The 12,296-nt window shown below is 70.4% G+C and carries 8 protein-coding genes and 1 pseudogene; 2 read left to right on the top strand and 7 right to left on the bottom strand.

The annotated features are described in order from the left end of the window. Nucleotides 1-55: 55 nt before the first annotated feature. Genes AC07OA_RS01655 through AC07OA_RS01645 form a run of 3 tightly spaced genes read right to left on the bottom strand, consistent with a single transcriptional unit; the run spans nucleotide 56 to nucleotide 2,958 of the window. Nucleotides 56-1,927: a tetratricopeptide repeat protein gene (locus AC07OA_RS01655; RefSeq protein ID WP_494662019.1), complete on the bottom strand. Its 1,872-nt coding sequence runs from the start codon at nucleotides 1,925-1,927 to the stop codon at nucleotides 56-58. A 5-nt stretch (nucleotides 1,928-1,932) separates the two neighbouring features. After that, the gene (locus AC07OA_RS01650) at nucleotides 1,933-2,292 is read right to left on the bottom strand and encodes a hypothetical protein (RefSeq protein ID WP_494662018.1); all 360 of its coding nucleotides are present in this window, start codon (nucleotides 2,290-2,292) and stop codon (nucleotides 1,933-1,935) included. A 39-nt stretch (nucleotides 2,293-2,331) separates the two neighbouring features. Further along, the gene (locus AC07OA_RS01645) at nucleotides 2,332-2,958 is read right to left on the bottom strand and encodes a TetR/AcrR family transcriptional regulator (RefSeq protein WP_494662017.1); all 627 of its coding nucleotides are present in this window, start codon (nucleotides 2,956-2,958) and stop codon (nucleotides 2,332-2,334) included. Nucleotides 2,959-3,082: 124 nt separating this feature from the next. Here AC07OA_RS01645 and AC07OA_RS01640 point away from each other — a divergent pair, with 124 nt between their 5' ends. After that, on the top strand, nucleotides 3,083-4,405 hold the full coding sequence (locus AC07OA_RS01640; RefSeq protein ID WP_494662016.1) for an oxygenase MpaB family protein: 1,323 nt from the start codon (nucleotides 3,083-3,085) through the stop codon (nucleotides 4,403-4,405). 186 nt (nucleotides 4,406-4,591) lie between these two features. Here AC07OA_RS01640 and AC07OA_RS01635 read toward each other — a convergent pair whose 3' ends face one another. From AC07OA_RS01635 to AC07OA_RS01620, 4 genes and pseudogenes are all read right to left on the bottom strand, one after another. Continuing rightward, nucleotides 4,592-5,323: a response regulator transcription factor gene (locus tag AC07OA_RS01635; RefSeq protein WP_494662015.1), complete on the bottom strand. Its 732-nt coding sequence runs from the start codon at nucleotides 5,321-5,323 to the stop codon at nucleotides 4,592-4,594. 3 nt (nucleotides 5,324-5,326) lie between these two features. After that, nucleotides 5,327-8,569 carry an autotransporter outer membrane beta-barrel domain-containing protein gene (locus tag AC07OA_RS01630; RefSeq protein WP_494662014.1) on the bottom strand — a complete coding sequence of 1,081 codons (3,243 nt, stop codon included), beginning with the start codon at nucleotides 8,567-8,569 and terminating at the stop codon, nucleotides 5,327-5,329. Nucleotides 8,570-8,764: 195 nt separating this feature from the next. Then, a pseudogene (locus tag AC07OA_RS01625) lies at nucleotides 8,765-9,106 on the bottom strand (endonuclease domain-containing protein). Nucleotides 9,107-9,237: 131 nt separating this feature from the next. Next, on the bottom strand, nucleotides 9,238-10,251 hold the full coding sequence (locus AC07OA_RS01620) for a LacI family DNA-binding transcriptional regulator (protein ID WP_494662013.1): 1,014 nt from the start codon (nucleotides 10,249-10,251) through the stop codon (nucleotides 9,238-9,240). Nucleotides 10,252-10,368: 117 nt separating this feature from the next. Between AC07OA_RS01620 and AC07OA_RS01615 the strand changes: the two genes are divergently transcribed. Beyond that, nucleotides 10,369-11,865, top strand: coding sequence for an MFS transporter (locus AC07OA_RS01615; RefSeq protein ID WP_494662012.1), 1,497 nt, complete (start codon nucleotides 10,369-10,371; stop codon nucleotides 11,863-11,865). Nucleotides 11,866-12,296 lie beyond the last annotated feature (431 nt).

Genomic DNA, 12,296 nt, shown 5'->3' with positions numbered 1-12,296 from the left:
CCCTCACCAGCCGTCATCCCGGGCCTTGTGCCCGGGATGACGCCGTTGAGGGGGGCTAAGGCGCCGTTCCCGCCGCCTTCATCGCCTCGATCAGCGCCAGGGTGTGCTCCACCTTGGCGCGGTGGTCGGGATCGTTTGGCGCCTTGGCGGCCAGGGTGCGGATCACGACCAGGCCCGCCTCCAACCGGCGCCGCGCCTCGTCCAGGTCCTTGGCCTTGTAGGCCATCTCGGCGACGTGGAGCTCCGCCTCCCAGAGGGCCACCTGCAGGTCGACGTCGTCCGGATCGCCGGCCGCCGCCGCCTGGCGCTCGGGCAGGGCGGCGAGGTACTGGCGGCGCGCCTCGGTGTTGTCGCCCTGGGCCTTGGCCAGGTCGGCCAACTGCTCATGGGCCAGGGCCAGGTTCGCTCGGGCTTGAGTGTCGGCGGGGTCCAGCGCCGCCTGCCGGGCATAGAGCGCCAGGCTCGCCTCGAAGCGCCGCCGGGCGTCGGGAAAGTTTTCACGCTTCTGGAGCAGGGCGCCCAGCGTCAGGTGCAGTCGGGCCAGTTCCAGCCGCCAGTCGCCGTTGTTCGGGTCGCGGGCGACCAGCTTTTCCAGCACGGCCGCCCCGGCCTCGTACTCGGTCTGGGCGGCGGCCAGGTCGCCCTCCCGCCAGGCCAAGGTCCCCAGTTCGCGACGGCAGGCCGCCAGGCTCCTTTGCCATTCGCCCTCGGCCGGGTCCTTGGCGGCCAGCCGCTCGAAGATGGCCAGGCTGGCGCGATAGCGGATGCGAGCTTCGGCGGCGTCCTTTCTCGCGACGGCCAACCTGGCCAGGGCTCCGTGGCTGAGGGCCAGGTCCAGCTGCCGGTCGTCGTCGGAGGGGGCCTGGGCGGCGCGGCGTTCGGCGATGGCGAGGGAGGCCTGATATCGGACCCCCGCCTGGACAAGGTCTTCCCGGCGCTGGGCCAGGTCGCCCAGATGGTTGTCGGCGATCCAGAGGTCGCGCTGACCCTCGTCATAGTTCGGATCGCGCGCCAAGATCCGCTGGGTGATGGCCAGCAGAGCCTCGTAGCGCCTCTGGGCCTCGTCGAGGTCGCCCAGACGCAGGGCGATTTCGCCGAGCATCATCTGGCCCATGGCCAGGTCGTGCTGCTGGTCCAGGTCGTCGGGCGCCCGCGCCGCGCGCCGCTCCAGGAGCGCCAGGGCGGCGGCGTAGCGTCGCCGCATCTCGGCGCGGTCACCGCGCCCGCCGGCCAGGTCCCCGATCTGGGTGTGGATGCCGGCCAGACGCAGCTGGGCCTCCGCGTCCTCGGGCTGGGTCGCCAGTCGCGCTTCCAGGAGGGTCTGGGCGCGCTGGAGGAACCGGGCGGCGCCGATCGTGTCGCCGGCGTCCACGGCCAGGTCGCTGGCCAGGGACAGGGCCGAGGCGTTGTCGGGATCGATGGCCAGGGCGCGCTCGACGGCGGTCCGCGCGGCGGCGATGTCGCGGGTGGCCAGCAGGCTGGCCTGATTCAGATAGAGCTCGGCCGCGTCCCCGCTCGCGGCGGCGGCCTTGCGGCCCAGTTCGGCGGCGGCGGCGGTGGGGTCGCCTTCGGCCAGGCGGGTGGCGGCGTCGCGGGCGGCCGGCGTCGCCTCGGGGCGGGCGGCCTCGGCGTTGGTGGTCTGGACCGCCTTGGCCAGGAGCTCGACCTGGCGCATCAGGGCCTCGATCTGGGCGGTCTGGCGGCGATCGCTGTCGATCAGCTTCTGGACGATGGCGGCGGTCTTGGCGTCGCAGTTGTTGGTGATCGTCACCCGGGCCTGGCCCGAGGCGTTGACCGCCACGCCGCAGGTTCCCGAGGCGACGGCCGACTGGCGCGGCGGCGGGGCCTGGGCAAAGGCGGGTAGGGCGGCGGCGGGCAGGGCGAAGGCGAGGGCGGCGAGCAAACCCAGGACCAGGATCCGCCGCACGGGCTCTACTTCGCCTCGGTGATTTGCACGGCGGCGTTCTGGGCGGCGTTGACCGCGTGGCCGTCCTTTGACGTGGCGGTCTGGTTCACTGGCGCAGCGTCCGGGACGGTCGCGGCGCTCGGCTTGGGCGGCGGCGCGGGCGCGGCGCCGATGCTGACCGACGATGCACCGGCGGCGTTGACGGCATGACCGGCGCCGTCGGCTCGCGCCTCCTGCGTGGTCGCGGGGGCGGAGGCCACGGCCGGCGCCGGAGCCTCGGGCTTCTTCGCCTCGAACTTGCTCCAGACGAAGGCCAGGGCCCCGGCCAGGGCGGTGAGCGCCGCCAGGTTCTTGGGATCCCGAAAGAAGCGCCAGACCTTGCTCATGACCAACCCGTACGCGCCCGTGAGGTGTGATCCATATGATCACAATCCCGGCGCGATCTCCAGGCCGCGCGGGCGTTCGACCGCCAGGGCGGTGACATAGGCCTCCATCAGCCGCACCAGCTCGTCCTCCAGGGCGGCCGGCTCCAGCTCCAGTTCCGGCTCGGCGGCGGCGGCGCGCAGCAGGCCGATGACCGCGTGGGTCAGGACGAAGGCGGTCTCGCGGGTCAGGGCCACCTCCAGCCGCGCCTTGCCGGCGATGGCGGCCAGGAAGGCCTGGTGGTGATGGGCCAGCATGCCGTCGGCGCTCTGGCGGAACAGGGCGTCCAGCAGCACCTGGCGGGTGGCGGGCGAGCCCTCGACGCCGTTCATCAGGGCCCGGACGATGGTGCGCAGGCTGCCCAGGTCCGGCCGCTCGATCAGGGTCTGGGCGATGGCGTCGCGCACGGCGACCGCGCGGCGCTGGGCCAGGGCCGCCAGCACGTCCTGCTTGCCGCCGAAATACTGGTAGAGCGTGCCGATGCTGACCCCCGCCCGCTCGGCGATGTGGTTGGTGGTCAGTTTCTCGACGCCATCGGCCTCGAGAAGTTGAAAGGTGGCGTCCAGAATCGCCTCGATCGTGGTCTCGGCGCGGGCCTGGCGCGGGGTTCTGCGTTGTCTTTCAGTCACTTGGCGTCGCCTCCAAGCCTCGCCGCGTCGCGAGCGGGAAGGCGAGTAGAAACATGAGCAATGCTTACATAACCTGATCGGCGACCCAAGGATCCATTCCCGGGGATCCCGCAAAGGAGCCTCCATGAGCCTTTCCATCGACCAGGTCCGCGCCAAGGTGGCCTCGCAGAAGACCCTGCTGCCGGCGCTCTACGGAAACGTCGATTTCGACGCCACGCCCGAGCGCTTCACCGACGACGCCTCCAAGGCCGTCTCCCGCGACCGCGCCCCGATGGGCGTGCAGGTGACGCAGGACGACCTGGACCGCGTGCGCGCCTACACCATGCTGGGCGACGTGGTCGCCGACGCCTATGCCGCCCTGATCCCCCAGTACGGCTTCCGCCGGCTGATCGAGATGCTGACGGCGGCCTGCGAGCAGGGCGTCCAGGCCGTAGCCGACGCCCCGCCGGAACTGCTGGCCTTCATCGCCGACATGGAGGCCACGCCCGACTGGGTCGACATGGACCTGGTGCGCGAGGGCGCGCGGCTGGACCTCAACGCCACCGCCCACCTGGCGCCGTTCGCGGTGCGCGGAGCGTTCATCGCCACGTTCCTCAACAAGTACTCGGCCCTGCCCATGGCCTTGACCGGGACCCTGAGCAACGACACCGCCGCCCGGCGGGTCAACGAGACGGCCACCTTCTTCGCCACCACCGTCCTGCCCGGGGCGCTGGAGCGTCACGGCGCGGGGTTCAAGGCCGCGGCCATGGTGCGGCTGATGCACTCGATGGTGCGGTTCAACGCCCTGCGCTCGGGACGCTGGGACGTGTCGGTCTACGGCGTGCCGATCCCGCAGGTCGACCAGATGCCGGCCGGGCTGATCCCGATCTTCCTGATGTCGTTCGAGATCATCGGCAAGGGCCGCCGCCACTTCACTCGGGAGGAGCGGGCCAAGGTGGAGCTGGCGCGCTATCGCTGTTTCCTGCTGGGCCTGCCCGAAGACCTGCTGGCCGACAATCCCGAGGGGATCGTGCGGGCCATGACCGCCCGCAACTCCACCCTGCGCCAGGGCTTCGACGACGAGACCTGCGGGGCCCTGATCCGCGCCACTCTGGCCGCCTATCTGCCGCCCGACCAGAGCCCGACCAACCGTCTGCACGACCGCATCGAGCGCCGCTTCGCCAAGGCCTTCTTCCTCAAGCACTTCATGAAGGGCGACCGGGCGGCGGCGGCGCGGATGGGGGTCGAGATCGGGCGGGTCGACCGGCTGGTCTACGCCGCCGTGGCCCTGGTGGTGGTGGCCCAGATGCTGGCCTTCAAGGCCGCCAGCCGCGTCCCCGGCGCGCGCGAGGCGGCCGAGGCGGTGCTGGTGGCCAAGGTCGAGCGGTTGCTGGCGCGGTATGGGCACGCCGAGTTCGTCACGGACGCGGCGCAGTATCGGCCGACGCAGGCGAGGGCGGCTGCGTAACCGCAACCCTCACGCCCCCAAGCCCGTCATCCTCGGACTTGTTCCGAGGATCCCTCTGTCCGCCGGCTTGTCGGTCGGGAGAGGCCGCGATCTCACCGTTCCACGGATCGCCCTTCTTCTCGGCTGAAACACGGGTCCTCGGAACAAGTCCGAGGATGACGGTTGTGGGGGGGCGGTGAGCGCGACCTACTCCCGCACCCGGTCCACTCGCGCCGCAAAGATGTAGCCCACGTGGCGGACCGTGCGGATCAGGTGGGCGCCGCCTTCGATGCGGTCGAGCTTGGAGCGCAGGCGGCTGATGGCGACGTTGACCTGCTGGGGCGCGGGGCGGGAGTGGGCGTCGGGCGGGCCTTGGCGCAGTTCGTCGCGGGTCAGCACCTGGCCCGGACGATCGACCAGGGCCCACAGCACCAGGAACTCGGCGGTCGACAGCGGCACGGGGCGGCCGCGCGGATCGAACAGCTCCTGGGTCGTGGCCTGCAGCCGCCAGCCGTCGAAGCGATAGACCGGCGGGGCGTCGCGGACGGGTTCCTCGACCCGGGGGACGTCGTCGTGATGGCGGCGCAGCACGGCCTTGACCCGGGCCAACAGCTCGCGCGGGCGGTAGGGCTTGACCACATAGTCGTCGGCGCCCAGCTCCAGCCCCACCACCACGTCGCATTCCTCGCCGGAGTCCGACACCACCATGATCGCCGGCGGGGAGGGCAGGCTGAGCAGGCGCGCGCAGACCGACAGGCCCGAGGCGTCGGGCAGCATCATGTCCAGCATCACCAGATTGACCTGGGTCTCGCGCAGGATCTGTTCCATCTCGCGTGCGCTGCCCGCGCCCAGGGTCGTCAGGCCGTAGCCCGAGAGCAGGCCGGTGATGTCGCCGCGGGTGACGGGGTCGCCGTCCAGGATGAGGATGCGCTTTTCCAAGGTCTAGAACATCGCCCTTCCCGTGAGCCGCAGGCTGTACTTGGTCTGCTTGCGCGAGGCCTCGGCCCCGCCCTCCAGGGCTAGGTACGACAGGTCCGAACCGGCGCGGAGCGCGAAGCCCAGGGTCGCGGCGCCCTGCTTGTCGGTGCTGGCGACCATGGTGAAGGGGGTGCCGCCGGCGAAGCTGGCGACGGTGTCGCCCATGGCGCCGGCCAGGGTCTGGCGGTAGCCGACCCGCAGCTCGGGCCGGAACCAGACGGCCTTGCCGTACTGCTTGCCCAGCACCAGGCCCAGGTCGCCGGAGAGGTTGTCGGCCTTGCGCGAGGCCACGGTCAGGTCGAAGCCCGAGCCGCCGCCGTGCTCCTTGCGCTGGCCTTCCCACAGCCAGACATAGTCCAGCCGCGCCTCGGGACGCAGATAGGCGCCCATGACGTTGGCCTCGTAGGCCAGGCCCGCGAAGGCGTTGGCGACCATGCCGTTCCAGGCGGCGGTGTTGGTCAGGCTGACGTCCGCCGTGCCGTCGTCGTCGACGTCCTCGCTGACGAAGCTGCGGTCGCCGTTGAAGCGGCCATAGCCCAGGCCGCCGCCGAGGTTGAACCGCCAGCCGCCCACCGATCGGCGCCAGTAGAGCCCGCCCTGCAGGATCGAGGCGGTGGTCTCCTCGCCCACCTTGGCGACGGTGTCGTGCTCTTCGATGCTGACGGCGGCCAGGGTGACGCCCAGGGCGCCGCCCGCGTCGCCCATGGCCTCGTAGCCGACGACCATGCCGATGGCCTGGGTGTCCGACCCCTGGGTGTCGCCGTCCTCGCGACGGACCAGGGTGTTGATCTCCTGCACCCAGACGCTGTCGGGACCGTAGCGGTCGGCGCCGTCGGGGCGGATGGCCGTGGCGGCCGAGATCTGCTGCTGCACCGTCTGCAGGGCCGAGAACAGGCCCTCGCCCTGGCTGGGCAGCATCTGGTCGTACAGATTGAAGAAGCCGTCGTGGGTGCTCTGGTTGAGGAAGGCGCCGGCGATGTCGGTGTTGTTCGACAGGGCCGCGAACACCGCGTCGTAGGCGGCCGTCTGGCTGCGCGACATCGAGGCCTCGGCCGCCGTGCGCCGCCGCACGTCGATCAGCACGTCGTTGCCCGAGGCGTAGCCGGTGGCGACGTAGAGATAGGGGGCGTGGCCCAGCAGATCCTGGTCGATCGACCCGGCCGTCAGGCTGCCGGCCTGGATCACCGTATAGGTGGTCGGGGCGGTCAGCAGGCTCTTGAGGCTCAGGCCCAGGGTGGCGCCCGACTCGATGGTGGCGGTGTCGACCACCAGCTTGGTCTGGGTGCTCGTCGCCGGATCGACCGTGAAGATCAGGGTGCTGTCGGCGCCCAGGGTCAGGCTGGTGGCGTTGATGGTCTCGGTGTTGGTCAGGCCCAGCGAGCCGTTGCCGATCCGGATGTCCAGCTTGCCGTCGCTGTCGTGCAGCCCGCCCAGCATGTAGCCCGTACCGTCGATGACCAGGCTGTCGGCCCCGTCGCCGAAATAGACGTCGCCCAGCACCCCGCCGTTGAGGATCTGCAGGCTGTCGGCGCCCGAGCCCAACAGGATCTTGCCGCGGATCAGCGGCTCGTCGCCGTCGTCCACCCCGTCGCCGTCGGTGTCGGTGTCGGCCACCCCGTCGTCGCCGTCGTCGCCGTCGTCGACCCCGCTCTGGACGATGGTCACGCCGGTGGTGTTCTTGCTGACGTCGATGGCGACGGCCGTGCCGGTGACGGTCTCGTTGCTGGCGTCGGTGTCGTCGTCGTCGGTGTCGTATTCGTCGTCGGTGGCGTAGGTGTAGGCCAAGATCGTGCGGGTGTTGGTGATCGAGGTCAGGCCGCCGGTCTCGTCGACGATCCCGTAGGCCGAGCCGCCTTCGCCGGCGACGACGGCGCTGATCGTCCCGCTGTTGACGATGCTGGTCATGCTGGACCCGGCGCCGATGCGCAGGGCCGTGGCGGTGACGGCGGTGTCGCCGGTGACCGAGGCGCTGAGCGCGCCGCTGTTCCACAGGGTGTCGGCCACCGCCCCGGCGTTCAGCTTCAGGCCCGTGGCGTCGGCCTCGTAGGCGCTGGCGCTGATCGAGCCCGTCAGCTTCACCCCGCCGGTGATCAGGGTCGACTGGCCGGTGTCGCCGCCCAGCTGCACGCCCGTGGCGCTGATCCCGTCGTGGATGCCCGCGGCGGTGACCGAGCCCTTGATGATCAGGCCATAGGCGTCGTCGCCGGTCCCGACCGCGCCCAGGGTGACGGCGCGGGTGTCCGAGCCGATCAGCAGGGCCGGGACTGAGCCGTAAGACGTGACCGAGGCCGAGCCCTCGCTGCTGTCGGTGGTCCCGTCGCCGTCCTCGTCGTCGGAGGTGTCGTCGTTGGTGTCGGTGGGCGGCACGTCCAGCAACACGCCGCCGGCTACGTCGGCCGTCACCCGCACCGCCCCGCCGCCCTGCAGCAGGTCGTCGGCGTCCAGCAGGGCCTCGTCGTCGGGGTCCGAATAGCGCGAGGTGATCCGGTAGCCGGTGGAATAGACCGAGCCCTGGATGACGAAGGCCCCGGCGACGTCGGCGTCGACCGCCACGCCGACGCTGCCCGCGCCCAACACGCTGACCGAGCCGTTGGTCGTCAGGTTTCCGCTGATGGTCCCGGTCGTATGGATGCCGTAGCCGCGGTCGCCGGTGACCGAGATCGAGCCGCTGTGCAGCAGCGAGCCCGTCAGCGGCGCCTCCAGGCTGATACCCGCCGAGTCGTTGCCCTCGATGGCGATCGAGCCGGACGAGTCGTTGGTGATCGTGCCGACGAACGGGTCGGTCCCGGTCAGGCGGATGCCGTAGCGGTTGGAGCCCTTGGCGAACGGGCCGTCATAGTCGCCGTCATCGTCGTCGTCGGTATAACTATAGTCTTCCGTGAGGTTGATCGAACCGCTGTTGAGCAGGGTTCCGGTGTGGCCGCCCGTCACCAGCATGCCGGTGGAGTCCGAGACGTCGACGGTCGACAGGGCGCCGGCGTTGGTCAGGGTGTTGTCGCTGTCCAGCGTGGCGATGGCGCCCGACACCGTGGGGGTGATCGCCCCGTCGCTGGTGATCTTGACGTCGTCGGCGGCGCCCGAGGCGGCCGTCGAGGTGGCGATGGGCGTCGTGCGCGAGCTGGAGGTCACCTGCGTCTCGGCGCCCGCCCGACCGGCGTACAGCAGAAGCGGCGCCAGGGCGGCGGTGGCGAGGAGTTTGCGGGACATGAACGGCCTGTGATGGGTGCCGTCCCTGGCTAGAGCGCCGCCGTGGCTGGCGGATGACCCGCACGTATCGACGTCGATAAGCTCGGCCTTCGCCTTCGATGCAATGTTTCAGGATTGCGTCTGGAGGTACGGAAAAAACCCCTCTCTCATAGAGGGAGGGAGGGGCCCATCGCATAGCGATGGGAGGGTGAGAGGTTACACCCTCTCAGAACGAAGCACGGCCAGAAGATCGTCGGCGACCCCGCCGGGATCGGCCAGGATTCGCTCGTTCGGCAGCCTCAGAACCACATACCCGAAAAGCTCCAGCACCGCCGTGCGACGCGCGTCATAGTCCTCCCGCCCTTCATGGGTCTTCCCGTCCAGCTCTACGATCAGCTTGCCCGCTTCGCAGACGAAGTCGGCGAAGTAGCGGTCTATGGGGACCTACCGCAGGAATCTGAAGCCGCCCAGCCGGCGGTTGCGGACGAGTTTCCAGAAGGCCTTCTCGGCCAGGGTCTGTTCCTGACGAAGGCGGCGGGCGTTGGCGGTCGCGTCCATGGAGAGAGCTTGGCCGGGTCTCTGGAGCCCAGGCAACCGAAGGAATCGGGATTTTCCGGCCAACGGTGAAACCTCTCACCCTCCCACCGCTTCGCGGCGGGCCCCTCCCTCTCTCTATGAGAGAGGGGATTTTAGGCCCCGCAGCTCTCTCGTACGATCAGGTCCGTCGACAGCCGCTCGGGCCGGTGGTCGCTGGCGGCGTCCAGGACGCGGGCGACCAGGAGGCGGCCGGCTTTCTGGGTGTCCTGCTTGACGGTGCTGAGAGCGGGGGTCGACAGGCGGCTGAGCAGCATGTCGTCGTAGCCCACCACGGAGACGTCCTCGGGCACGCGCACCCCGGCCCGGCGCAGGGCGCGGATGGCGCCCAGGGCGATCAGGTCGCTGGAGGCGAAGATGCCGTCGAACGGCACGCGGCGGCGCACCAGGCTGTTGACCGCCGCCTCGGCCGATTCCAGCTCGAAGTCGGCGGGGCAGATCAGGGCCGGATCGGCGTCCAGGCCGCTCTCCTTCAGCGCCTCCAGATAGCCGGCGCGGCGCTGCAGGGCCTCGGGCTCGGTTTCGCCGAGGAAGACGATGCGCTTGCGGCCCAGCCTGGCCAGGTGCAGCGTCGCCCGCCGCCCGCCCAGCAGGTTGTCCGAGCCGATCGAGCAATATTTCTGGCCCGGCAGCTGGGCGCCCCAGACGGCGAAGCGGGCGTCGGTGTCGGCCAGCTGGTTGAAGGCCTCGTGCAGGTTGCTCTGGCCCAGGAAGATCACGCCGTTGGCGCGGCTGGTGGTGGCCGCCGCGAACAGGTCGTCGAAGCTGGCCGGGGCGGTGTGGCTGACGGTGAAGTCGCAGCCCCGATCGCGCGCCGCCTCGCCGATGCTGGCCAAGAGCTCCAGGAAGAACGGGTGCGACAGCGGCAGCGGCCGGCCGTGGGTGCGCGGGGTGACGATGGCGATCGAGCCCTCCGACCCGATCGGTCCCGCCGGCATGTAGCGGCGGAATGGATAGTCGTGCTCCTTGGCCAGGGCCCAGATGCGCTGCTTCGTCCGTGTGCTGATCGACGGGTGGTCGTTCAGGGCCCGCGAGACGGTGGACGCGGAGACGCCCGACAGCTTCGCCAGGTCGTCCAGCGTGGTGCTGTTGTTGCTACCGCTGCCCATTGCGTCCAGAGATCGAAAAAGCCAAGTTCGCCACCTTTAGCGCACCGAAGGGATTGTTTTGCAAGGCAAGCGCCAGGACGTCGCCGGTCGGGAGCCAGGGCGCGGAGCGCGCTCCGCATGACCCGGGCGCGGCTGTCCTTCGCGCAGATCTGGAACATGTGCTGCGGCCTGTTCGGGGTGCAGATCGTCTGGGGCCTGCAGAACGGCAACACCAGCCGCATCTTCCAGACCCTGGGGGCGGACCTCAACGAACTGGCCATACTTTGGATCGCCGCGCCGGCCACGGGCCTCTTGGTCCAGCCGATCATCGGCCATCTCAGCGACCGCACCTGGGGACGGCTGGGACGGCGGCGCCCCTATCTCTTCTACGGCTCGATCCTGACGGCGGCGGCGCTGTTCATGATGCCCAACGCCGGCAGCGTGGTGTCGGCCAGCCTGGTGCTGTGGATGCTCAGCGCCTCGATCAACGTGGCCATGGAGCCGTTCCGGGCCTTCGTGGCCGACAGCCTGCCCGAGGAGCAGCGCACCACGGGCTTCGCCATGCAGGTGTTCTTCATCGGGGCCGGCGCGGTGTTCGCCTCGGCCCTGCCGTGGGTGCTGGTGCACGGCTTCGGCGTGTCGGGCGTGGCCGAGACGGGCCGCCTGCCGGCCTCGGTGCACGTGGCTTTCTATGTGGGCGGGGTCACCCTGCTGGCGGCGGTGATGTGGACGGTGTTCACCACCACCGAGCATCCGCCCGAGACCCTGGCCGACGGCGCCCGCGTGATCCCCGAGCACCGCACGCCCAGCGCCCAGGGCGCGGCCCTGATGCTGAAAAGCGGCGTGGCCTGGACCCTGGCGGGCCTGGTCGGCGGAGGCCTGGCCTTCCTGCTCGGCTGGCCGCGCGAGATCTACGTGCTGGCCGGTTTCGCCCTGGCCTTCGGCGGCGCCCAGCTGGCGGCCACCTGGCTGCGCCGGCGCGGCCAGGCCTCGCTGGGCGTGCTGGAGGTGGTCGAGGACATGCTGCACATGCCCCCGGTGCTGATCCGCCTGGCGGTGGTGCAGTTCTTCACGTGGTTCGGCCTGTTCGCCATGTGGATCTACACGACGCCCGCCGTCACCGCTCGCCACTACGGGACCACCGATCCGGCCTCGGCCGCCTATAACCAGGGCGCCGACTGGGTGGGGGTGCTGTTCGCCGGCTACAATGGGGTGGCGGCGCTGTCGGCCCTGTTGCTGCCGGCCCTGGTGGCGCGGATCGGGGCCCGGGGCAGCCACGCCGTGTGCCTGGCCCTGGGCGCGGTCGGCTTCCTGGGCTTCGTGATGATCGACGATCCGGCGCTGCTGTGGATCCCGATCCTGGGCATCGGCGTCGCCTGGGCCTCGATCCTGTCGGCGCCCTACGCCATGCTGTCCAGCGCCTGCCCGCCCCACAAGATGGGGGTCTATATGGGCATCCATAACCTGTTCCTGGTGCTGCCCCAGATGATCGCCGCCGTGGTGCTGGGGCCGGTGGTGGGGCGGCTGTTCAAGGGCGAGGCGATCTACGCCCTGGCCCTGGCGGCCGTGGCCTTCGCCTTCGCCGCGCTCAGCGCCCTGGCCATCCAGGATCCGGACCGGGCGCCGGCGTCCTAGCGCGCCCGCGCCGCCCCGATCAGCCAAGCGCGCGATTCGAGGCGGGGCTTGCACAGACGTCGCTCGGTCGGCTCTCACCGCTCCCTCCCATCCGATTTACGCAATAATTGCGTAAATCGAGCCACGCAACAAGCGCAATTTCGCAAGCTCGATCTGTCTGAAACGCACGAAGAAGCTATTTTTCCTGAAATTTAGCGGTAACAGACCGAAATCTGGCAGAACAATGCTATTGCGCCTTGCGTAAAATAGCGCAAGATTGCGCAAGTCGATGAGGCCAGCAGGTCCGCGACGGGGAAGACGACGGCGGCCGAAGAGCCGCGACGATCAGAGGAGGGGAAGGGGGATGACGGGGCGCGGCGCGCCCCGGACGCGTATCGGTCGGGGTGGCCGGTCGCCTGTCGCGTGGGATCGGCCCAGGGCCGCCGCGCAGC

Source organism: Caulobacter sp. GW821-FHT09B08 (genome assembly GCF_059418225.1).
Note: the sequence above shows the minus strand (reverse complement) of the source record. Positions and strands in the feature narration are given on the sequence as shown.